General features: G+C 62.6%; 24 protein-coding genes. 9 read left to right on the top strand and 15 right to left on the bottom strand.

Annotated features, from left to right (window positions below):
* Positions 1-31: 31 nt before the first annotated feature.
* From AC1DZU_RS02390 to AC1DZU_RS02380, 3 genes are all read right to left on the bottom strand, one after another.
* Positions 32-493, bottom strand: coding sequence for an HPr kinase/phosphorylase (locus AC1DZU_RS02390; RefSeq protein ID WP_111545059.1), 462 nt, complete (start codon positions 491-493; stop codon positions 32-34).
* A 14-nt stretch (positions 494-507) separates the two neighbouring features.
* On the bottom strand, positions 508-2,292 hold the full coding sequence (locus tag AC1DZU_RS02385) for a stimulus-sensing domain-containing protein (protein WP_477281382.1): 1,785 nt from the start codon (positions 2,290-2,292) through the stop codon (positions 508-510).
* 203 nt (positions 2,293-2,495) lie between these two features.
* Positions 2,496-3,197 (bottom strand): response regulator transcription factor, encoded by a 702-nt coding sequence (locus AC1DZU_RS02380; protein ID WP_013528337.1) that lies wholly within the window; start codon positions 3,195-3,197, stop codon positions 2,496-2,498.
* Between the two features lie 341 nt (positions 3,198-3,538).
* Between AC1DZU_RS02380 and AC1DZU_RS02375 the strand changes: the two genes are divergently transcribed.
* The 3 genes from AC1DZU_RS02375 (at position 3,539) to AC1DZU_RS02365 (ending at position 6,423) form a co-directional block, all read left to right on the top strand.
* Positions 3,539-5,149, top strand: coding sequence for a phosphoenolpyruvate carboxykinase (locus AC1DZU_RS02375; RefSeq protein WP_477281380.1), 1,611 nt, complete (start codon positions 3,539-3,541; stop codon positions 5,147-5,149).
* 91 nt (positions 5,150-5,240) lie between these two features.
* Complete coding sequence (gene arfB / locus AC1DZU_RS02370) at positions 5,241-5,678, top strand: alternative ribosome rescue aminoacyl-tRNA hydrolase ArfB (protein ID WP_477281378.1); 438 nt, start codon at positions 5,241-5,243, stop codon at positions 5,676-5,678.
* A 94-nt stretch (positions 5,679-5,772) separates the two neighbouring features.
* Positions 5,773-6,423, top strand: a complete 651-nt coding sequence (locus AC1DZU_RS02365) for an alpha-ketoglutarate-dependent dioxygenase AlkB family protein (RefSeq protein WP_477281376.1) — start codon at positions 5,773-5,775, stop codon at positions 6,421-6,423.
* 83 nt (positions 6,424-6,506) lie between these two features.
* On the opposite strand, the gene coaA is transcribed toward AC1DZU_RS02365, so the two are convergent.
* The 9 genes from coaA to hisB all read right to left on the bottom strand — a co-directional run bounded on the left by coaA (position 6,507) and on the right by hisB (position 12,291).
* Positions 6,507-7,466, bottom strand: a complete 960-nt coding sequence (gene coaA, locus AC1DZU_RS02360; RefSeq protein WP_095083214.1) for a type I pantothenate kinase — start codon at positions 7,464-7,466, stop codon at positions 6,507-6,509.
* 23 nt (positions 7,467-7,489) lie between these two features.
* On the bottom strand, positions 7,490-7,813 hold the full coding sequence (locus AC1DZU_RS02355; protein ID WP_477281373.1) for a phosphoribosyl-ATP diphosphatase: 324 nt from the start codon (positions 7,811-7,813) through the stop codon (positions 7,490-7,492).
* 71 nt (positions 7,814-7,884) lie between these two features.
* Entirely contained in the window at positions 7,885-8,679 is a 795-nt protein-coding gene (gene hisF / locus AC1DZU_RS02350) for an imidazole glycerol phosphate synthase subunit HisF (protein ID WP_477281371.1), read from the bottom strand.
* On the bottom strand, positions 8,676-9,512 hold the full coding sequence (locus tag AC1DZU_RS02345) for an arginase family protein (protein WP_477281369.1): 837 nt from the start codon (positions 9,510-9,512) through the stop codon (positions 8,676-8,678). The genes hisF and AC1DZU_RS02345 overlap by 4 nt, the downstream gene beginning before the upstream one ends.
* Positions 9,509-10,258 carry a 1-(5-phosphoribosyl)-5-[(5-phosphoribosylamino)methylideneamino]imidazole-4-carboxamide isomerase gene (gene hisA / locus AC1DZU_RS02340; protein ID WP_095083228.1) on the bottom strand — a complete coding sequence of 250 codons (750 nt, stop codon included), beginning with the start codon at positions 10,256-10,258 and terminating at the stop codon, positions 9,509-9,511. The genes AC1DZU_RS02345 and hisA overlap by 4 nt, the downstream gene beginning before the upstream one ends.
* A gap of 3 nt (positions 10,259-10,261) precedes the next feature.
* Entirely contained in the window at positions 10,262-10,552 is a 291-nt protein-coding gene (locus AC1DZU_RS02335) for a DUF1330 domain-containing protein (RefSeq protein WP_477281367.1), read from the bottom strand.
* A 6-nt stretch (positions 10,553-10,558) separates the two neighbouring features.
* Positions 10,559-11,209, bottom strand: coding sequence for an imidazole glycerol phosphate synthase subunit HisH (gene hisH, locus AC1DZU_RS02330; protein ID WP_477281365.1), 651 nt, complete (start codon positions 11,207-11,209; stop codon positions 10,559-10,561).
* A gap of 1 nt (position 11,210) precedes the next feature.
* Positions 11,211-11,687: a DUF2628 domain-containing protein gene (locus AC1DZU_RS02325; protein ID WP_477281363.1), complete on the bottom strand. Its 477-nt coding sequence runs from the start codon at positions 11,685-11,687 to the stop codon at positions 11,211-11,213.
* A 4-nt stretch (positions 11,688-11,691) separates the two neighbouring features.
* On the bottom strand, positions 11,692-12,291 hold the full coding sequence (gene hisB / locus AC1DZU_RS02320; RefSeq protein ID WP_352879363.1) for an imidazoleglycerol-phosphate dehydratase HisB: 600 nt from the start codon (positions 12,289-12,291) through the stop codon (positions 11,692-11,694).
* Positions 12,292-12,502: 211 nt separating this feature from the next.
* Between hisB and hslV the strand changes: the two genes are divergently transcribed.
* The 6 genes from hslV (at position 12,503) to AC1DZU_RS02290 (ending at position 17,943) form a co-directional block, all read left to right on the top strand.
* Complete coding sequence (hslV, locus tag AC1DZU_RS02315; protein ID WP_477281361.1) at positions 12,503-13,054, top strand: ATP-dependent protease subunit HslV; 552 nt, start codon at positions 12,503-12,505, stop codon at positions 13,052-13,054.
* 68 nt (positions 13,055-13,122) lie between these two features.
* Positions 13,123-13,674 (top strand): GNAT family N-acetyltransferase, encoded by a 552-nt coding sequence (locus tag AC1DZU_RS02310; protein WP_477281359.1) that lies wholly within the window; start codon positions 13,123-13,125, stop codon positions 13,672-13,674.
* Complete coding sequence (locus AC1DZU_RS02305; protein ID WP_477281357.1) at positions 13,671-14,831, top strand: hypothetical protein; 1,161 nt, start codon at positions 13,671-13,673, stop codon at positions 14,829-14,831. Before AC1DZU_RS02310 ends, AC1DZU_RS02305 begins: the two co-directional genes overlap by 4 nt.
* 49 nt (positions 14,832-14,880) lie before the next feature.
* Positions 14,881-15,480 (top strand): DUF2585 domain-containing protein, encoded by a 600-nt coding sequence (locus AC1DZU_RS02300; RefSeq protein WP_095083238.1) that lies wholly within the window; start codon positions 14,881-14,883, stop codon positions 15,478-15,480.
* Positions 15,481-15,484: 4 nt separating this feature from the next.
* Entirely contained in the window at positions 15,485-16,798 is a 1,314-nt protein-coding gene (gene hslU, locus AC1DZU_RS02295; protein WP_477281355.1) for an ATP-dependent protease ATPase subunit HslU, read from the top strand.
* A 185-nt stretch (positions 16,799-16,983) separates the two neighbouring features.
* Positions 16,984-17,943, top strand: coding sequence for a DUF1402 family protein (locus AC1DZU_RS02290; RefSeq protein WP_477281353.1), 960 nt, complete (start codon positions 16,984-16,986; stop codon positions 17,941-17,943).
* A 53-nt stretch (positions 17,944-17,996) separates the two neighbouring features.
* On the opposite strand, the gene AC1DZU_RS02285 is transcribed toward AC1DZU_RS02290, so the two are convergent.
* Genes AC1DZU_RS02285 through AC1DZU_RS02275 form a run of 3 tightly spaced genes read right to left on the bottom strand, consistent with a single transcriptional unit; the run spans position 17,997 to position 20,669 of the window.
* Positions 17,997-19,226: an NAD(P)/FAD-dependent oxidoreductase gene (locus AC1DZU_RS02285; protein WP_477281351.1), complete on the bottom strand. Its 1,230-nt coding sequence runs from the start codon at positions 19,224-19,226 to the stop codon at positions 17,997-17,999.
* Between the two features lie 5 nt (positions 19,227-19,231).
* The gene (locus AC1DZU_RS02280) at positions 19,232-19,546 is read right to left on the bottom strand and encodes a MocE family 2Fe-2S type ferredoxin (protein WP_477281349.1); all 315 of its coding nucleotides are present in this window, start codon (positions 19,544-19,546) and stop codon (positions 19,232-19,234) included.
* Between the two features lie 34 nt (positions 19,547-19,580).
* A complete protein-coding gene (locus tag AC1DZU_RS02275) occupies positions 19,581-20,669 on the bottom strand; it encodes a fatty acid desaturase family protein (RefSeq protein WP_477281347.1) in 1,089 nt (362 codons plus the stop codon).
* Positions 20,670-20,782 lie beyond the last annotated feature (113 nt).

Raw genomic sequence — 20,782 nt, 5'->3', positions numbered from 1 at the left:
TGACGCATTGCAACAAAAAATCCGGAGCGGATCATAGAAAAGGCGCGATCGACAGCCGCGCCATCACGGCGGGCAAGGCTGTGGCGGCGTTGCGCTCGGCAAGGTCGATACGCGGCACCGGGCAGCCTGCTACCGGCTCACTGATTTCCTCCTGGAAACGGGCCATCTCTGCCTTTGGCACCAGCCTCACATGCAGGTCGATCACTCCGCCCGGCTCGAACGGCAGCGGGCGGGGCATGAATCCAGGCACCTCGGCGAGACCGGCAATGGTCGCCGGCACGCGACAGACCAGCCGCCCGGCGCGGGCCGCGGCAAGCAGCCTGTCGTCGCCGATCAGCCGCGAGAACAGCCCGCGCGCGCGGCAATGGTCCAGCAGTGTCAGCGCCAGCGTCGTCTTGCCGGCGCCAGACGGCCCGGTGATAAGGACACCGCGCTCACCGATCAGGATCGCGGTTCCGTGAATGTTTTCAGGCTGCGCAACTGGATCAGGCACGATCTTATCCGGGATCATGCTTCTGCCGGCAGTGTCACGACGAAGCGCGCACCTTTGATTTCGCCGGGCTTGGTGCCGGGGATGTTCTCGGCGGTCAAGGTGCCGCCATGGGCCTCGACGATCTGCCTGGATATCGACAGGCCAAGACCCGAATTCTGGCCGAACGCCTCGCCTGCGGGCCGGTCGGTGTAGAAGCGTTCGAAGATGCGGTCGATGTTGTCGGCGCGGATGCCGGGACCATTGTCGTCGACGGTGACGATGTTGAACTTGCCGGCGCGCGCCAGCGACAGGCTGATGTGGCCATGGTCCTCGGGAACGAAGGAGCGGGCGTTCTCGATCAGGTTGGTGATGACCTGGCCGATGCGCAGATCATGACCGACGACCACATAGCCTTTGACGCCCTGCGGCAGCTTGGCGACCTTGAACTCGATCTCGACGGCCTTCTTGTTGCGCGTGGCTTCACGCGAGACGGCAACGAGATCGGTGATGAACTTCTTCAGGTCGACCGTGCCTGCATCTTCACGTGCCAGTTCGGCATCGAGACGGGAGGCGTCGGAAATATCGGTGATCAGTCGGTCCAGCCGCCTGACATCGTGCTGGATAATGTCCATCAGCCGGCCGCGCGAATTGTCATTCTTGGCCAGCGGCAAGGTTTCCACCGCGCTGCGCAGCGAGGTCAGCGGGTTCTTCAATTCGTGCGACACATCAGCCGCAAAACTTTCGATTGCCTCGATGCGGGCGTAGAGCGCGTTGGTCATGTCGCGTATGGCGATCGACAGATTGCCGATCTCATCCTGGCGGTCGGAAAAGTCCGGAATTTCCTCGCGGCTCTTGACGCCGCGCCGCACCCGCACGGCCGCCGCCGACAGCCGGCGCAGTGGATTGGCGATGGTGGAGGCAAGCAGCATCGACAGGATGGCGGTGACAAGCGCCGCGATGCCGAAGACGCGCAGGATCGCCTTGCGCTCGGCAGCGACGATCTTGTCGATGTCACCGCCTTCCGTCGACAGCATCAGCACGCCGAGGACGGCGCGGAAGCGCTGGATCGGCACCGCCACCGAAACGATCTGCTCGCCTTGTTCCGAGACGCGCACGATGGTCGACGGGCTGCCGGTGAGCGCCTTGACCACTTCCGGGAAAGCCGCGCCATTGCCGCCCGGCTGCTCATGATAGACCGGCAGCTCGGTGTTGCGGAAGAAATCGAAGACGAATTTCTGGATGCGCTCGACCAGATCGGGCTCTTCCTCTTCGACCGGCGGCAGGTCGTAGCGCAGGATCTGGCCACGCGAATAGAGGTGGCGCGAATCGAGCAGCAGATTGGCATCGCGGTCATAGATGCGGGCGCGCGTGCGGGTCGGCGAGATCAGCCTTCTCAGCACCGGCGCGACACGCTCCGGATTGATCGGGAAGTCGAGATTGTCGAGCTGGTCCGAGCCCGGCCCAAGGCTTTCGCCGGCCTGCAGCTCGAGCAGCTTTTCCGGGTCGATGCTGATCGAATCCGTCTCGACCGTCGCCGACGCGGCGATGGCACCGGCGATGATCTCGCCCTGGGTCATCAGGCTTTCGACGCGGGCGTCGATCAGCCCGTCACGAAAGGTGTTGAGATAGAGGATGCCGGTGACCAGGACGGCCAGACCGGCGAGGTTGAGGAAGAGGATGCGGCGCGTCAGGCTGGAAAAGATATGATGGCCGAGGAAGCGGCGCATCGGCACCGTGATTTTCGAGAGGAATGACGGCATGATACGCGACGGCCGCCTGGAAGCGCCCGCCGGTCTTGCTCGCTGTGCTTCCACTGCCATCGAATAGCAGCTCCCGCCTAGTCTTTGCCTTGATGCATGTCGTTGTCCCAAAACCGGGCCCACCTTTGGGCCACATGCATTACCTTGCTTTGACGCATGTCGTTGTCCCAAAACCGGGCCCACTTTTGGGCGACATGCATTACCTTGCTTTGACGCATGTCGTTATCCCAAAACCGGGATCACTTTGGGCGACATGGATCGACTTACGCTTCGCGGAACCTGTATCCGACTCCGTAAAGGGTTTCGATCATCTCGAAGTCGTCGTCGACGGCCTTGAACTTCTTGCGCAGCCGCTTGATGTGGCTGTCGATGGTGCGGTCGTCGACATAGACCTGTTCATCATAGGCCGAATCCATCAGCGCATCACGGCTTTTTACGACACCGGGGCGCTGCGCCAGCGAGTGCAGGATCAGGAACTCGGTGACGGTCAACGTCACCGGCTCGCCCTTCCAGGTGCAGGTGTGGCGCTCCTGATCCATGACCAGCTGGCCGCGTTCGAGCGAGCGGGCCTGCTGGCTGGGCGTCTTTGCCGCAGCCTCGCGGGCACTGGCCCGGCGCAGCACGGCGCGCACCCGCTCGACCAGCAGACGCTGCGAGAACGGTTTGCGGATGAAATCGTCGGCGCCCATCTTGAGGCCGAACAATTCGTCGATCTCGTCGTCCTTCGAGGTCAGGAAAATCACCGGAAGGTCGGACTTCTGGCGCATCCGGCGCAGCAGTTCCATGCCATCCATGCGCGGCATCTTGATGTCGAGGATGGCAAGGTTCGGCGGGCGTGCCGCCAGCCCTTCCAGCGCAGACGCACCATCCGTGTAGGTCTCGACACGATACCCCTCGGATTCGAGGGCGATCGACACCGACGTCAGAATGTTGCGGTCGTCATCGACAAGCGCGATTGTTGCCATTTCAAGCGGCTCCCTCATGAGCTGTCCCTTCTTTCGTAGAGAAGGGGCTTTTGCAGGACAAATTAGGTACAAAATGTGGCATAGGCCTTGTCCGCTGTCACGCGCGGCATGCCGGCGGCCACAATCCTACCTCGATATGGATTGGACGAACGAACACCGCCAATCCTTTGGGCAACCACCAAACTTTTTGCACATATAAACGATTTAAACAACTTTCAAAATTTTTAAATCGATTAATGATTTGATATCATTTGGCTTTTCTGGTTCTGACGATCTCAGCCTGCTTGTGGGCATGCCGAATATACGCCGGCAAAGACGCGGAAAACGAAGAGGGACACTTGATGTCGGAAGTCGGAAAACGCAATTCTGCCTGTGCGATCGATCATATCGGCCTGAAGACCACCGGCGTGGTGCGCTATAATTTCGGCGCGGCGGCCCTTTACGAGGAATCGATCCGGCGCGGCGAAGCCCGGCTCACCGCACATGGCGCACTGGTTGCCGAGACCGGCCAGCACACCGGCCGCTCGCCCAAGGATAAATTCGTCGTACGCGACGGCGCCACCGAGCCGCATATCTGGTGGGACAACAACAAGGCGATCTCGCCGGCCCAGTTCGACCTTCTGCTTGCCGATTTCCGCGCGCATGCCGTCGACAAGGATCTCTATGTGCAGGATCTGGTCGGCGGCGCTGACGCAGGGCTGAAGCTGCCGGCCAGGGTGGTTACCGAACTTGCCTGGCACTCGCTGTTCATCCGCAATCTGCTCATCCGCCCGGATGCCGCCGAGCTCGAGCATTTCGTGCCCGAGATGACCATCATCGACCTGCCGTCGTTCCGTGCCGATCCCGCCCGCCACGGCAGCCGGACCGAAACGGTGATCGCTGTCGACCTGACGCGCAAGATCGTGCTGATCGGCGGCACCTCCTATGCCGGCGAGATGAAGAAGTCGGTGTTCACCATGCTCAACTATCTGTTGCCGGCGAAGGGCGTGATGCCGATGCATTGCTCGGCCAACGAGGGTGCGAGCGGCGACGCCGCCGTCTTCTTCGGCCTGTCGGGCACCGGCAAGACGACGCTGTCAGCCGATCCGTCGCGCGCGCTGATCGGCGACGACGAACATGGCTGGGGACCGCACGGCATCTTCAACTTCGAAGGCGGCTGCTACGCCAAGACGATCAAGCTGTCGGCGGAGGCCGAGCCGGAAATCTTTGCCACCACGCAGCGCTTCGGCACGGTGCTGGAAAATGTCGTGCTCGACGCCGACGGCGTGCCGGATTTCAACGATGGAAGGCTCACCGAAAACACACGCTGCGCCTATCCGCTGGATTTCATCCCCAATGCCAGCAAGACGGGACGCGCCAATCATCCGAAGAACATCATCATGCTGACCGCCGATGCCTTCGGCGTGATGCCGCCGATCGCCCGGCTGACCCCGGCGCAGGCGATGTACCATTTCCTGTCCGGTTACACCGCCAAGGTGGCCGGGACCGAAAAGGGCGTGACCGAACCCGAGGCGACGTTTTCGACCTGCTTCGGCGCGCCGTTCATGCCGCGCCATCCCTCGGAATACGGCAATTTGCTGCGCGAACTGATCGCCCGCCATGATGCCGACTGCTGGCTGGTCAACACCGGCTGGACCGGCGGCGCCTACGGCACCGGCAAGCGGATGCCGATCAAGGCAACGCGGGCATTGCTTGCGGCGGCACTCGACGGCTCATTGAAGACGGCCGAGTTCCGCACCGACCCTCATTTCGGTTTCGAGGTGCCGGTGGCGGTTCGCGGCGTCGACAGCGCCATTCTCGACCCGCGGTCGACCTGGGCCGACAAGGCCGGTTACGACCGGCAGGCGGCAAGGCTGGTCGGCATGTTCGCCGTCAACTTCGAGAAATTCGAAAGCCATGTCGACGCGGTGGTGCTGGGTGCCGCGCCGCGCATGCAGGAAGCGGCGGAGTAATCACGTCATTGGGCTGAAGTCAGCCTGTCGTTGAAGGGCCCGGTTTCGATCGGGCCTTTTCTTTTTCGGTCCGCCGCGCCATGAGTGCGGCATGGCGAGCGACGACGACATCATCATTGCCGACGATGCGGTGATCCATCCGGGCGACCTGCACGAGGACTTCATCCGCTCGTCCGGTCCGGGCGGCCAGAACGTCAACAAGGTGGCGACGGCGGTGCAGCTGCGCTTCGACGCAGCCAACGCAACGGGCCTTTCGGGGCGCGTACGCGAGCGGACGATCAAGCTTGCCGGCCAGCGTGCCACCAGGGACGGCGTCATCGTCATCGAGGCAAGCCGCTTCCGCACGCAGGAACAGAACCGGGCGGACGCACGCGCAAGGCTCACAGCGCTGGTCGCCAAGGCCGCTGAGCCGCCACCGCCGCCACGGAAGAAGACGCGGCCGTCGAAGGGCGCGGTGGAGCGGCGGCTGAAGAGCAAGGCTGGACGCGGCACGATCAAGAAACTGCGCGGCCGGGTCGGCGACGACTGAGTCATCGGAAGCGTCTGCAGATGCGGTTTTCGGGTCGCTGCCGGTGACCCGTCATGGCATCATGTTTTCGCACGACCAATGTGATTGAACAGCCATGCTCGTCCTGCCAAAAGGCGTCCGCCACATGCCGGCCTATCTGTCTCGCACCGTGCAGGAAGCGTTGGTCGAGGCGGTGAGAGGCATCGTGCAGCAGGCGCCGCTGTTCGTTCCGGCGATGCCGCGCACCGGCAAGGAGATGAGCGTGCGCATGACCAATTGCGGACCGCTCGGCTGGGTCACCGACAAGGAGCATGGCTATCGCTACCAGCCGACGCATCCGGTGACCGGATTGCCGTGGCCGCCAATCCCGGACGCGCTGCTCGAGCTGTGGCGGCAGGTGTCGGGCTATCCACATCCGCCGGAAGCCTGCCTGGTCAATTTCTACACGCCGGAGGCCAAAATGGGCCTGCATCAGGACCGCGACGAGGCCGATTTTTCGGCACCGGTGGTTTCCGTTTCGCTGGGCGACGATTGCTTGTTCAGGGTCGGCCAGACGACGCGGGAGGGCGGCACGAAGTCGTTCAGGCTGAAAAGCGGCGACGTCGTGGTGCTCGGCGGCGAAGGACGCCTCAGCTTTCACGGCGTCGACCGCATCTACCCCTCGACCTCGGCGCTGCTGAAAAATGGCGGGCGCATCAATCTGACGCTGCGGCGGGTCACGAAACCAATCCCCACAGCGACGAATGAAGTCTCGGAAGAAGGCTGATTGAGCTTTGTTCTGATGCAATCCCGGACGGAAACCGCTTCGCACTTTCCTGGAATTGCTCGAGACGCCCTTGGCGGCCCTCGTCACAGCTTCCTGAGCGCCACTTCCTCGATCAGGTGATCGGCGCCCTTGCGCAGGATGAGGTCGGCGCGAGCCCGCGTCGGCAGGATGTTCTCACGCAAATTCTTCAGATTGATGTTGGTCCAAAGGCCTTCGGCGATGGCGCGGGCCGAATCCTCCGAGAGCTGCGAATAGCGGTGAAAGAAGGAATCCGGATTGCGGAAGGCGGTCTCGCGCAGCCGCATGAAACGAGCGGTGTACCATTGATGGATCAGCTTCTCGTCGGCATCGATATAGATGGCGAAGTCGAAGAAGTCCGACAGGAAGGGCACGATCTTGCCGTCCTGCGGCAGCTTGCCGGGCTGCAGGACATTGATGCCTTCGAAGATCAGGATGTCGGGGCGGTCGATGGTGACGAACTCGCCTGGAATGACGTCATAGGTCAGGTGCGAATAGACCGGCGCCCGGACATTGCGCTGCGCCGACTTGATACCGGACAGGAAGCGCAGCAGCGCGCCGACATCGTAGCTGTCGGGAAAACCCTTGCGCTCCATCAGGTTTTCGCGGCGCAGCACCTCGTTGGGCAGCAGGAAGCCGTCGGTGGTGATGAGATCGACCTTAGGGCTCGACGGCCAGCGCGCCAGCAGCTCCTTCAACACGCGCGCGGTGGTCGATTTGCCGACCGCGACGGAGCCGGCAATGCCGATGATGAACGGCGTTTTTTCCACGTCGACCGCATTGAAGAAGGCCTGGCGTTGCCTGAACAGCAATTGGCTGGCCTCGACATGCGCCGACAGAAGCCGCGACAGCGAGAGGTAGATGCGTTTGACCTCTTCGAGGTCGACCGGGTCGTTGAGCGAGCGCAGGCGGCGGAATTCATCCTCGCTCAGCGTCAGCGGCGTGTCGGCGCGGAATTGCGACCATTGCTCGGCGGAGAAGAAACGAAAGGGGGAATATTTCTCGGTCGGCGCGAGCTGATCCATCGAAATACCTGCCCTCCTCGCGGTCAGCCCTTGGGCCGTGACGCCTTCTCGGCAATGCCCGAACGACCGGTGCGGCCTTCGAGTTCCCTGAGTACGTCGCTCAACGGAACCCCTGAGATGCCGAGAACGACGAGCCAATGATATATAAGATCCGCACTTTCCGAAACGAGAGCCTGTTTGTCGCCCTTGACGGCGGCAATCACTGTCTCGATCGCCTCTTCGCCGAGCTTCTGCGCCGCCTTGTCGATGCCGCGCGCAAACAGCTTTGCCGTCCAAGACTCCGGGTCACCGGAACGGGCACGTTCCCTGACGATTTTTTCCAGATCGGAGAGCGAAAACTCGGTCATTGGCATTATCTATCTGCTTGTTTTAGCATGATCTTTTCCGAAAACCGGTTCCCGCTTTTCGGGCTCATGCTTTAGGTCCAATTGTTCGTGGAGTCCAGCCGCATCGGCAGGCCGGCCTGAGCCATATGCGCCTTGGCCTGCGCTATGGTGTAGGTACCGAAATGGAAGATGGAAGCCGCCAGCACCGCGCCGGCATGGCCGTCTCGGATGCCTTCGACCATGTGATCGAGCGTGCCGACGCCGCCGGACGCGATGACCGGCGCGCGCACCGCGTCTGATATCGCGCGGGTGAGTGCGATGTCGTAGCCGGCCTTGGTGCCGTCTCGGTCCATCGAGGTCAAAAGGATCTCGCCGGCGCCGCGATCGACCATCAGTTGCGCGAATTCAACCGCGTCGATGCCGGTTTTCTCGCGTCCGCCATGGGTGAATATCTCCCAGCGGTCGGCTTCGCCGCCGCTTGACACTTTCTTGGCGTCGATGGCGACGACGATGCACTGATTGCCGAACTTGTCGGCGGCTTCAGCGACGAAATCCGGGTTCTTCACCGCTGCCGTGTTGATCGACACCTTGTCGGCGCCGGCCAGCAGCAGCTTCCTGATGTCGGCGACCTGGCGCACGCCGCCGCCGACGGTCAGCGGCATGAAGCACTGTTCGGCGGTGCGGGCAACGACGTCGAAGATGGTCTCGCGATTGTCCGATGACGCCGTGATGTCGAGGAAGCAGAGCTCGTCGGCGCCGGCCGCGTCATAGGCCTTGGCCGCCTCGACCGGATCGCCGGCGTCGATGAGATCGACGAAGTTGACGCCCTTGACGACACGGCCGTTCTTGACGTCGAGGCAAGGGATGACACGGGCTTTCAGCATCACCTTCCCTCTATCGTGGCGATGAGATCGTTAAGCAGCTGGCCGACCAGCGGTGGAACATCGCCCTGGGCGTCGAAGGCCGGATCGTAGGCGGAAACAGTGATGCCGACGACCGGCACCGCAAGCGCCATGGTGCAAGCCGCGCCGCGCAATTGTTCCGGGTTCGGCCCGCCCGAACTGACATAGCGGTTGGCCTGCAGTTCCTCCGGATCGTGCACGTCCAGATCGAGATGCATGTGAATGCGTTTGGCGCCGGCGGCCTTCAGTCTTTCGGTCGCCTGGGCCACTCCAGGACATTCCGTTCGAAGGATCGGCAATGTCTCGAGGAGCTGTTTTTCAGCCGGATCGAGATCGCGTGCGTTGACGAGCACGCAACGTGACGGATCGATCGGCTGGAAGCCGGGAATGGCCGCCGTCATCGGACGCCAGCACAGGCCGAGCACGGTCGCCAGCGCCATGCCGTCGAGAAAGCCATAGACGGATGTCTCGGGCGTGTTGAGATCGCCATGCTGGTCGGCCCAGACGATCGCATCGGCACCTTCGCCAGCGACCGCGCCGGCGCTGGTCAGGCAATTTCCTGAGAGAACGATGGGAAAGCGGCCGCTGTCGCGAGCAAGGCGAACCTCGGCCGCGACCGCGTTGCAGACGGCAAAGCCGGTGGCGATCTCGCGCTCCTGGACGTCGCCTACCCTGCCTATGTCTTCGACGACAACGTCATGACCGGCTATGGTCAGGGCTTCGACCAACCCGCCGGATATCAACGCGTCGGGACCCTGGCCCATGCCGCCATGATAGTGGCCGCTGTCATAGGACGCCAGGATGATGGAGATCTTCACCGCTGCGTCTCCACCGCCGGCCTGCCTTGCAGGATCGCCAGCGCCTCGGCCGGATCGATGCGGCCGTCATAGAGCGCCCGGCCGGAGATCGCGCCTTCGAGCTTTTGCGCATCGGGCATGGTCATGCGCACGATGTCGGCGATCGAGGCGAGGCCGCCGGACGCAATGACGGGGATGGACACGGCGTCGGCGAGGTCGATGGTGGCATCCCAGTTGATGCCGGTCAGCACGCCGTCGCGGTCGATGTCGGTGTAGATGATAGCGGCGACGCCGGCGCCTTCGAATTTCTTCGCCAGTTCGATGACACCGAGGCTCGACGCCTCGGCCCAGCCCTCGACGGCGACCTTGCCGCCCTTGGCGTCGATGCCGACGGCCACCTTGCCCGGGAACGCCTTGCAGGCCTGCTTGACCAGATCTGGGTCGCGCACCGCCACCGTGCCGAGGATGACACGGGCGAGCCCGCGGTCGAGCCAATCTTCGATCTGCTCCAGCGTGCGGATGCCGCCGCCGAGTTGGACCGGGTTCTTCGTCGCCTTGAGGATGGCGCCGACCGCCGCGCTGTTGACGCTCTGGCCCTTGAAGGCGCCATTGAGGTCGACGACATGCAGCCATTCGAAGCCCTGCTGCTCGAAGGCTTTTGCCTGGGCGGCCGGGTCATCGTTGTAGATGGTCGCGGTCGCCATGTCGCCGTGTTTCAGGCGCACGCACTGGCCGTCCTTGAGATCGATGGCTGGAAACAGGATCAATTTTCAGGCGCCTTCAACGATGACGAAATGGCCGGTCGAGGCGGCAAGCCGGAACTTCGAGGCGTGCTGATATTCCGGCGAATGATAGCATTCGACCGCCTTGTCGTAGGATTCGAACTCAACCAGCACATGGCGGTTGCCGGTCGGTCCTTCCGGGTTCTCGTAGCGACCGGCCCGCACCGGGAATTTCGCGCCGTATTTCGCAAAGGCGACCGCATTCGCCTCAATGTACTGCTTGTACATCTCGGGATCGCGGACATCGATCATCACCATCCAATAACCCTTCTTGCTCATGATCCTTCAGGGCCTCCAGCGCAGGAAATTGGTGATCAGCGCCAGGCCCAGCGCCTGGCTCTTTTCGGGATGGAACTGCGTGCCGACGAGATTGTCGCGGGCGACGGTGGCCGTCACCGGGCCGCCATAGTCGGTGACCGCCAGAACCTCGTCGGACTTCTGCGCGTCGAGGTGGTAGGAATGCACGAAATACGCATGCAGTCCGCTGCTTCCGGTCGGAATGCCCGCAAACAGTGGGTGTTGACGCTTGAGTTCAATCGTGTTCCAGCCGATCTGCGGGATCTTCAGCGCCGGATCGGCCGGCATAATCTCCTTGACGTCGCCGGCGATCCAACCAAAGCCGTGCGTCACGGTCTTTTCCAGGCCGCGCTCGGACATCAGCTGCATGCCGACGCAGATGCCAAGGAAAGGCCGGCCCTTGAGGATCGCGACTTCCTCGACCGCTTCCCACATGCCGGCGACGGCGCGCAAGCCGGCCGCGCAGTCGGCATAGGCACCGACGCCGGGCAGGACGATGCGGTCGGCGGCGCGGACCCGTTCGGCGTCGGCGGTCAGGTCGATTTCAGCCGATATGCCTGCCTCACGCGCGGCGCGCTCGAAGGCCTTGGTGGCCGAGCGTAGATTGCCCGACCCGTAATCGATGATCGCAACCCGCATGTCAGGGTCTTCCCGGAATGTGAGTCAGCCCCAGCGCCATTCCCGGCTGCGCCGGGCGCGCAAGGGCGGCATCCGGGACCATGCGCGGCGGCGGTACGGCTTGATCGGAAAATGCTTCCGCCTCCAACGCGTAGCGCCCGTCGGCATCGTCGAGCCGACCGGCCTCGACCACGCCCCATTCATGCCAGCCGCGGCGGCGAAGTGCTGCGATGCGCAGCCCCTGCCCCTCCAACCCGACATAGAGCGAAACCAGCAGCGACAGCAGTGAACCGGTCAGCCCAAGGCCGAGCTTTTGGCCAAGCAATGAAAGCAGGCCCGCGACGACGAAGGCGAGCGCGGCTTCGATCCACAGCCTATGCCACGCGAACCAGAGCGGGGGCACCAGGAAGCCGAGCCAAGTGAAGCCATCGCGGACAAAGGCCGTTGCGTCGACCTTCTCGCTACGGCCGGGCGGTTCCATCACGACATAGATGGCCATGACCTTATCCCTTCAACGATCCCTTGGTGGAGGGAACCGCGTCCGGCTGGCGCGGGTCGCGTTCGAGCGCAGTGCGCAGCGCACGCGCCACCGCCTTGAAGCAGGTCTCGGCGATGTGGTGGTTGTTGGCGCCATAGTGGTTGGTGACGTGCAGTGTGATGCCGGCATTCTGCGCTAGCGCCTGGAAGAATTCACGCACCAGTTCGGTGTCGAACGTGCCGATCTTCGGCGACGAGAAGGAAACGTTCCAGACCAGGAACGGCCGGCCGGACACGTCGATCGCCGCGCGCGTCAGCGTCTCGTCCATGGCAAGGTCGATCGAGGCATAGCGCATGATGCCGCGCCGTTCGCCGAGTGCCTTGGCCAGCGCCTGGCCGAGCGCGATGCCGGTGTCTTCTACGGTGTGGTGGTCGTCGATATGCAGATCGCCCTTGGCCCTGACCGTCATGTCGATCAGGGAATGGCGCGACAGCTGATCCAGCATATGGTCGAAGAAACCGACGCCCGTCGAAATGTCTGACTTGCCCGAGCCGTCGACATGGACCGATACAGCAATATCGGTTTCCTTGGTCTTGCGGCTTGCTTCGGCGGAACGGGGCGACATGACTTGTCCTTGTCCCAGGGTTTCACGCGTTCCAAGCCTTCACCGGCTTGAAAACGAAAGCCTTCTAGCAGCATGATCCGGCGATTGCCAGTTGCCATCCTGGTCGCTATCGAGCCGTTTGCAATAACCGGGCCTGTGCATACATATGGCCGATCAACTCACTCGTACCGCGCCAATCGCCTTTTGGGATGGCGCGAATCGGAGCCAGGAAATGTCTGATAATCTGACCATGCACGCCACGACCATCGTGACGGTGCGCAAGGGCAACAAGGTGGTGATCGCCGGCGACGGCCAGGTCAGCCTTGGCCAGACCATCATGAAGGGCAACGCCAAGAAAGTGCGCCGCATCGGCAAGGGCGGCAATGTGATTGCCGGTTTCGCCGGCGCCACCGCCGATGCCTTCACGCTGCTGGAGCGGCTGGAAGCCAAGCTCGAACAATATCCCGACCAGTTGACGCGCGCCTGTGTCGAGCTCGCCAAGGACTGGCGTACCGACCGCTACCTGCGCCGGCTGGAGGCAATGATGCTGGTTGCCGACAAGTCGACCTCACTGGCGCTGACCGGCACCGGCGACGTGCTCGAACCCGAACATGGCGTCATGGCCATCGGCTCCGGCGGAAATTACGCACTGGCCGCCGCACGCGCGCTGATGGACACCGACAAGGACGCCGAGGAGATCGCCCGCAAGGCGATGCAGATCGCGTCCGACATCTGCGTCTACACCAACAACAATTTTGTTGTCGAAACGCTGGATGCCGCTTGAGACGCGGATGCCGCCTGAGCAAGCCGGCCGTGATCCCGAAAAGTGGAAACCGGTTTTCGGAGAAGATCTTGGCCAAACAAGAAGATAGAGCCTCATCCCGATCTCATCAGGATGAATCGGGCTCGCTCTACGATTTTCGGCCGGTGACGGAAAGAGACCTGCCGATGATCGCCGGCTGGCTCGCCGAACCGCATGTCGCGCAGTGGTGGGACGATCCAGAGACGGAAATCGCCGAGATTCGCGACCATATCGACAGCATTTCCGTCGAGCCGCTGATCGTCGAGCTCGACGGCAAGCCGATCGCCTACCTGCAGAGCTACGACCCGCATCTGGAAGATGACCACCCCTATGCCGACCAGCCGTTCGGCACGCTCGGCATCGACCTGTCGATCGGCCGGCCGGAGCTGATCGGCCTCGGCCACGGCTCGGCGATCGTGCGCCAATTCGTCGAGCAGCTGTTCGAGGAGGGCGTGCCGCGCGTCATCATCGACCCGCATCCGAACAATGCACCAGCGATCCGCGCTTATGAGAAAGCCGGCTTTGCCGCCTTTGACACCCGGACAACGGAATACGGGCCAGCCCTGATGATGGCGCGCGAAGCACCACAGGAGGCCGGTTGATCAGCGCTGAAACACTCGACAAGGCGGTCGCAGCAGGTCTGATCTCGCAAATCACGCGGGATCAGCTGGAGGTCATGGAACGCGCGGTCGCTCTCACCCCCGAGGGCAGGCGCGCCGATGACGATGGTGACGAGGAAAACCTGCGGCTGGTCGGCGGCGGCAACGATCTGTTCGTCACCGTGGGAACCGTCCTGCTCAGCGCCGGCTTCTTCTTTGTCCTCACCACCTTGCTTCCAGGCCAGACATTCTGGATCGCTGGCATCCTCGCGGTTTTCGCCTGGGGGCTCGCCGAAATTGTCACGCGTCAGCACCGGATGAAATTATCGTCGTCCGTCCTTGCCCTGATTTTCATGGCCGCCACTCTGGTCGCTCTGGCGCTACAAGTGGAGGCCAGCTTCGGCATACGCAAGCCGGAGACTATCTGGCAGCTATTGGCGTTGCGCCAGACGGCGTCCCGGGCCGGATATCTGTTCCTGGGCGGAGGAATAATTGCGGCGGCGATCTATTTCTGGCGCTTTCGCGTCCCCATCATTGCCGGGGCTATCGCCATCGCCTTCACACTGCTTGCCTTCCTGCAAACGGCGATAATCCTGTATCACAGTGTGACAACGGGTGCGATTGCGCCGCCGCGCCTTGAGGATGTTCCCGAATTGCTCCGCGCGGCACTTTACATGCCGTTGATCTGCGGCCTGATCGTGTTCGCAACGGGTGTGGCTTTTGACATTTACGATAGGGATCGACGCAAGATCTGGTCCGATTGCGCTTTCTGGCTGCATGTCGTCTCAGCGCCCATGCTGGTGCATCCGCTCTTTATCATGGCAACCGGCCAGAACGTCGTATTCGGACATATCGCACCGGACGCCAATGCAACCATTATGCTGACGATCCTGATCCTTGGCTTCCTCTATGTCGCGCTCGCCATAGACCGCCGTTCGCTTCTGGTTCCTACGTTGGCTTACTTCGGCTCGCTGGGCATCTATTATCTGGTGAATTCCGCCTCCGATTCGACGGGCGTCCCGCCTTTTGCCTTGATCCTGGTCGTTGTCGGCGCGCTGATTATTCTGTTCGGGGCTGGCTGGCAGCGTATCCGGCGGATTGTCGTCAAACCCACCTTGCCTGCGGCCGTGATCCGCCGGCTACCGCCGCTGAAGGCGTGACGGGCTTTGTGATGGTCGAGACGGCGACGCGGAAGAGAGGCAATAGGGCATGAACGCATCGGGCGACGACAACAGCTACTCGGCCTATGAAGACAGCTGGCGAATGGGGCTGCTGCTAGTGCTGGCCCTGCTCATCTTCCAGGCCGGGGCCCTTTACGGCATGGGTCATCCGCCGATCTGCACCTGCGGTTACGTCAAGCTCTGGCACGGTGTGGTAAACAGTTCCGAGAACTCCCAGCACATTTCGGACTGGTACACGTTCTCGCACATCATCCACGGCTTCCTGTTCTATGCGCTGGCACGGTTCCTGTTTCCGCGTTCGCCGATCGGCTTGAGGCTGGCATTCGCGGTCCTCATCGAAGGCGGCTGGGAGCTGCTGGAAAACAGCCCGTTCATCATCGAGCGCTACCGCGCCGGCACGATCTCGCTCAACTATTACGGCGACAGCATCATCAATTCGGTGTCCGACACACTGGCCATGGTGCTGGGATTTGTGATGGCGCGAAGGCTACCTATATGGGTGATCGTCAGCCTCGCCATCATCTTCGAACTCGGTACCGGCTATCTCATCCGGGACAATCTGACACTCAACGTGATCATGCTGCTGCATCCGTTCGAGGCCATCAAGCAGTGGCAAAGTGGAATTTAGTGATATGAGCACATTCTCCCCCCGCGAAATCGTTTCGGAACTCGACCGCTTCATCATCGGCCAGAAGGACGCCAAGCGCGCCGTGGCCATCGCCCTGCGCAACCGCTGGCGCCGCCAGCAGCTGGAAGGCCAGATGCGCGAAGAGGTGATGCCGAAGAACATCCTGATGATCGGGCCGACGGGCGTCGGCAAGACCGAGATTTCACGCCGCCTTGCGCGCCTTGCCGGGGCGCCTTTCGTCAAGGTCGAGGCAACCAAGTTCACCGAAGTCGGCTATGTCGGCCGCGATGTCGAGCAGATCATCCGCGACCTGGTCGAGATCGCCATCGGCCTGGTGCGCGAGAAGATGCGCGAGGACGTCAAGGCACGCGCCCACATCAACGCCGAGGAACGCGTGCTGGAGGCGCTGGTCGGCAAGACGGCGAGCCCGGCGACCCGCGATAGCTTCCGCAAGAAGCTGCGCGACGGCGAACTCGACGACAAGGAGATCGAGATCGAAGTGGCCGACACCGGCAGTGGCGGCATGCCCGGCTTCGAGATTCCCGGCATGCCGGGCGCCAATATCGGCGTGTTGAACATCAACGACATGCTGTCGAAGGCGATGGGCGGCAAGAAGACCAAGACGCGCAAGACGACGGTCAAGGAGTCCTACGCGCTGCTGGTCGGCGACGAGTCCGACAAGTTGCTCGACCAGGAGGAGGTGGTGCGCCGGGCGCTGGATGCGACGGAGAATGACGGCATCGTCTTCCTCGACGAGATCGACAAGATCGCGTCGCGTGAAGGCGGCATGGGTGCCGGCGTTTCCCGTGAAGGGGTGCAGCGCGACCTGCTGCCGCTGATCGAAGGCACCACGGTGGCGACCAAATATGGACCGTTGAAGACCGACCACATCCTGTTCATCGCCTCCGGGGCATTCCATGTCTCGAAGCCGTCGGACCTGTTGCCGGAATTGCAGGGCCGTTTGCCGATCCGCGTCGAACTGCGGGCGCTGGAGAAGGACGATTTCGTCCGCATCCTGACCGAGACCGAAGCCAGCCTGATCAAGCAGTATATCGCGCTGATGAAGACCGAGGGCGTCGACCTGACCTTCACCGATGACGCCATCGATTCGCTGGCCGGCATCGCCGTCGACCTCAATGCCAGCGTCGAGAATATCGGCGCAAGGCGGCTGCAGACGGTGATGGAGCGGGTGCTGGACGAGATCTCCTATGACGCGCCCGACCGCAACGGCACTGCGGTCACCATCGACGCCGCCTATGTGGAAAAGCATGTCGGCGACCTCTCCAGAAACACAGATTTGTCGCGATTCATCCTTTAAAGGACGGCGCCGGGTCACTCCGGCGCCGGCTTCTTCAAAGTGACGCAACACAGTCCGGCAAACAGAATCATGTGTGACCAGATGGCACCATCTGGTCACCTTTCGTCTTGCCGGCGGATGGGGCGCTCTCGACTCGACCAAGAGCACTACCTAGTTTGCGCGGCAATATCTGCAGGCGGCGGCGCATGAAAAAACTGATCCTGGTCATTCTCGGCTTGACGCTGGCGGCGACGCTGTTCGCCGCCGATGCGGCGACATTGGTGCCGCCAGGAAACCGCAACGCCGAGCAGCCCGATATTCCCGGCGCTTCGAGCCGGCGCACGCAGGCCACCAACACCACCTTCCAGGCGAAGTACCGCAAGGTCTACGCCTTGCTGCAGAACGACGCCGACCTGCGCGGCAAGATCAAGAAGGCCGCCGCGGCCTACGGCATTGATCCCCTGCACGTCGTCGGCGCCATCGTCGGCGAGCACACCTACAATGTCGACGCCTACGACCGGCTGCAGACCTACTACGTCAAGGCGATTTCCTATCTCTCCAGCAAGCTGACCTTCGCCTATGACGGCGAGGACATCACCGATTTTGTGCAGCGGCCGGAATTCAAGAAGTGCGCCGGGGTTTCGGACAGCTATGATCTGTGGGAATGCCGCGAGCAGGTGTGGAACCATTCGTTTCGCGGCAAAAGCGTCGGTGGCGAGAGCTTCCCGGACGACCGTTTCGGCGCCACCTTCTTCCAGCCCTATTACGCCGGCCAGACCTTCGGCCTCGGCCAGCTCAACCCGCTGACGGCCTTGCAGATGAGCGATCTCGTGCACAAGGTTTCGGGCTTGCCGAAGCTCGACGTCGCCGATCCCAACTCGGTCTACAAGACCATAATGGATCCGGACCTGACGCTGCCTTACGTCGCGGCGACGATCCGGAAATCGATCGACGCCTACAAGAACATTGCCGGCTTCGACATTTCGGGAAATCCGGGGCTCACCGCCACGCTCTACAATGTCGGCAATCCGGAGCAGCGCGCCGAAGCGCTGAAGGCGGAGAACGACAGGCGCCGCGCCGCCGGCGAGCCTGAAAAGCTGCCCGAGGAGAATTATTACGGCTGGCTGGTCAACGACAAGCTGGCGGAGCTGAAGGCGCTTTTCTAAGGTGCGGTTTCAGGCTCTTGAGCCGGAACCGACGTCCTGCACCGAAGCTTTCTCTACGCCGCCAGCAACGACTTCAGCTTGATGGCCTGCGAGCCAAGTGCTTCCGGCGCCGGCTTCGCCCGTTTGCCGATCAGCATTTCGGCGAGCCTGATGTCGCGGGCGACCGCATTTCCGGGACCGATGCCGCTGGCCGCCACCAGCCTGCCGTCTTCGTCCAGATGGAAGAGGATAAAGGCGCCGTCGCCGAGATCGCGGCGCACGATGCTGCGGCCTTCGTCGGAAAGCCCGGCGATCTGCAGGGACAAGCCATACTGATCCGACCAGAACCACGGCACCGTGGCATGCGCCTCGCCGGCGCCCAACATGTTCCTGGCGGCCAGCGCACCCTGTTCCTGGGCGTTGCGCCAGGCTTCCAGCCGCACGCGGCGGCCGCCATAGACGGCGAGTGGAAACGAGCAGCAATCGCCGGCGGCGAAGATGTCGGGATCGCTGCTGCGCAGCTCGGCATCGACGGCGATGCCGTTGTCGATGGTCAGCCCCGCTTCGGCCGCCAGCCCGGTCACCGGCACGGCGCCGATGCCGATAACGGCGAGATCGGCTGATATCTCCCGTCCGCCGGCAAGCGTCACGCGAACCTCTTTTCCGTCGTCATCGACGGACGCGATGCCGTCTCCACACAAGATGCTCACACCCTCGGCAACATGCGCAGCATGGATGATTTCGGCGGTCTCGGCCGGCACCCCACGCATCAGGATGCGCGGCTGCGCCTCGATGACGGTGACCGAAGCGCCCAGCTTGCGGGCCGCGGCAGCGAGTTCGAGGCCGATGAAGCCGCCGCCGACAATGGCGATACGCTTGCCGGCGCTGAGATGGGCGCGAATGGCCAGCGCATCGGCGAAGGTGCGGAGATAGACGCAGCGCGAACCCAATCCCGGCATCGGCAGCTTGCGCGGGGTCGAACCAGTGGCCAGCATCAGCTTTTCGTAGGGCAGGGCCGAACCGTCCGACAGACGCACCATATGCGCCGCACGGTCGATCGCCACGGCCTGAACGGAATGCATATGGCGGATCGATTTTTCAGCCAGCAACTCATCACTGGCGATCGCCTTGATTTCGGGCGCCTCGCTGACCATCGCCTCCTTGGATAGAGGCGGGCGCTCGTAAGGCAGATGCGGCTCGTCGCCGACCAGTGTCACCGGCCCGTCATAGCCGAGATCGCGCAACGCCAGTGCCGCCCGGCCGCCGCATTCGCCGGCTCCGATGATGACCATCCCTCGCGCCATACCAGTTATCCGACCTGGATGAGGACTTTGCCGGCGTCGACCTTGACCGGATAGGTCCTGAGGTTGACGCAGACCGGCGCGCCACGGGCGTCCCCCGTCTTGTAGTTGAAGCGGCCATTGTGCTTGGGGCATTCGATGATGTCGTCCATCACCAGGCCATCGGCGAGATGCACCTTTTCGTGGGTGCACAGACCGTCGGTGGCGAAATAGTCATCGTCCGGGCTGCGATAGATGGCGAAGGTGCGGCCGCCATGATCGAAGCGCATCACATCCTCTTCATCGATATCACCCGCGGCGCAGGCCTCGACCCAGTCGCTCATTCAGTCCTCCCGTGGAAATCGGATAGCTGCACGATCACTCGGCCGCCGCGACGGCATCGTTGTGGAATTCCTCGCGATATGGCCTGGCGGTGGGCGGCAGCTCGCGCTTGAGGAAATAGTCTTCGTTGCGCAATTGGCGCAGGAAGGCCGGGATCATCTCGCGATAGCCGGCCAGGATCGACGGCGTCGGCGCCGGCAAATCGTGCTTGATCAGCTCATGCAGCTTGGGCAACGCGTGGTAGGGCACCATAGGAAACATGTGATGCTCGACATGGTAGTTCATGTTCCAATAGATGAATCGGCTGATCGGGTTCATGTAGACGGTGCGGCTGTTGAGACGGTGGTCGGTGACGTTGTCGGCCAGGCCGCCATGCTGCAGCAGCCCGACCATGACATGATGCCAGGCGCCGTAGAGCCTGGGCAGGCCGACCAGCATCAAGGGCAGGAACGAACCGGTATAGAGCGCCAGTGCGATGGTGGCTGCATAGATCGCAGTCCAGATGCGGGCGAAGCGGATTGCCCTTGGCTGCTCCTGCTCGGGGATGAAGGTCTTTTCGGCCGCGCTGATGTTGCCGGCCGCGTTGCGCAGCATGTCGCTCATCGCATGCCAGGCATCGAGCACACCGACAAAGGCCAGGACGACGCGAACCAGGTCCGGTGGCCGCATGACCGAGATTTCCGGGTCGCGGCCGACGATGATGGTGTCGGTGTGGTGGCGCGTGTGGCTCCAGCGCCAGGTCACCGGATTGCGCATGATCATGAAGCAGGCGATCTGATAGATCACATCATTCATCCACTGCGTGCGGAAGGCGGTGCCGTGGCCGCATTCATGCCAGCGTGAATCGGTGGATGAGCCGTAGAGCACGCCGTAGACGAAGAAGAACGGCACGCACCACCACGTGCCCCAGAACCAGGCGGCGCCGGCGCCGCTGAGGATCAGGGCGGCGAGCCAGATGATGGTATCGCGGATCGCCGGTCCGTCGGAGCGCTGCATCAGCTCCTTCATCTGCTTGCGCGGGATGTCGGTGTGATACCACTCGGCCGCCGACAGGCCGGTCTCGACGGCGAGCTTGGCGTCGCGGCCGATCAGGCTGTAGTCACGCCGGGACGGCGTTGTGGACATGATTGCCTCCCAGGGCAAGACACTCGCCAGGCGAATGCCCGATATCCATTGGCTTCGAGGCTGAAAATAACGCCAACGCATGATAGACTCAACATCACAAAGATAGTTTCTAT

The sequence above is a fragment of the Mesorhizobium sp. P2_A12 genome (assembly GCF_056405075.1).
The sequence above is the reverse complement of the archived record's forward strand: the minus strand, read 5'-3'. Positions and strand labels throughout refer to the sequence as shown.

What these genes read in the sequence shown, in the direction of transcription:
- AC1DZU_RS02280 (WP_477281349.1), bottom strand. Translation starts at nt 19,546, where the DNA reads ATGAGCGACTGGGTCGAGGCCTGCGCCGCGGGTGATATCGATGAAGAG.
- AC1DZU_RS02385 (WP_477281382.1), bottom strand. Translation starts at nt 2,292, where the DNA reads ATGGCAGTGGAAGCACAGCGAGCAAGACCGGCGGGCGCTTCCAGGCGG.
- hisB (WP_352879363.1), bottom strand. Translation starts at nt 12,291, where the DNA reads ATGTCGCCCCGTTCCGCCGAAGCAAGCCGCAAGACCAAGGAAACCGAT.
- hslU (WP_477281355.1), top strand. Translation starts at nt 15,485, where the DNA reads ATGAGCACATTCTCCCCCCGCGAAATCGTTTCGGAACTCGACCGCTTC.
- arfB (WP_477281378.1), top strand. Translation starts at nt 5,241, where the DNA reads ATGGCGAGCGACGACGACATCATCATTGCCGACGATGCGGTGATCCAT.
- hisH (WP_477281365.1), bottom strand. Translation starts at nt 11,209, where the DNA reads ATGCGGGTTGCGATCATCGATTACGGGTCGGGCAATCTACGCTCGGCC.
- hslV (WP_477281361.1), top strand. Translation starts at nt 12,503, where the DNA reads ATGTCTGATAATCTGACCATGCACGCCACGACCATCGTGACGGTGCGC.
- AC1DZU_RS02375 (WP_477281380.1), top strand. Translation starts at nt 3,539, where the DNA reads ATGTCGGAAGTCGGAAAACGCAATTCTGCCTGTGCGATCGATCATATC.
- AC1DZU_RS02365 (WP_477281376.1), top strand. Translation starts at nt 5,773, where the DNA reads ATGCTCGTCCTGCCAAAAGGCGTCCGCCACATGCCGGCCTATCTGTCT.
- AC1DZU_RS02355 (WP_477281373.1), bottom strand. Translation starts at nt 7,813, where the DNA reads ATGACCGAGTTTTCGCTCTCCGATCTGGAAAAAATCGTCAGGGAACGT.
- AC1DZU_RS02325 (WP_477281363.1), bottom strand. Translation starts at nt 11,687, where the DNA reads ATGGCCATCTATGTCGTGATGGAACCGCCCGGCCGTAGCGAGAAGGTC.
- coaA (WP_095083214.1), bottom strand. Translation starts at nt 7,466, where the DNA reads ATGGATCAGCTCGCGCCGACCGAGAAATATTCCCCCTTTCGTTTCTTC.
- AC1DZU_RS02380 (WP_013528337.1), bottom strand. Translation starts at nt 3,197, where the DNA reads ATGGCAACAATCGCGCTTGTCGATGACGACCGCAACATTCTGACGTCG.
- AC1DZU_RS02275 (WP_477281347.1), bottom strand. Translation starts at nt 20,669, where the DNA reads ATGTCCACAACGCCGTCCCGGCGTGACTACAGCCTGATCGGCCGCGAC.
- AC1DZU_RS02285 (WP_477281351.1), bottom strand. Translation starts at nt 19,226, where the DNA reads ATGGCGCGAGGGATGGTCATCATCGGAGCCGGCGAATGCGGCGGCCGG.
- AC1DZU_RS02335 (WP_477281367.1), bottom strand. Translation starts at nt 10,552, where the DNA reads ATGAGCAAGAAGGGTTATTGGATGGTGATGATCGATGTCCGCGATCCC.
- AC1DZU_RS02300 (WP_095083238.1), top strand. Translation starts at nt 14,881, where the DNA reads ATGAACGCATCGGGCGACGACAACAGCTACTCGGCCTATGAAGACAGC.
- AC1DZU_RS02290 (WP_477281353.1), top strand. Translation starts at nt 16,984, where the DNA reads ATGAAAAAACTGATCCTGGTCATTCTCGGCTTGACGCTGGCGGCGACG.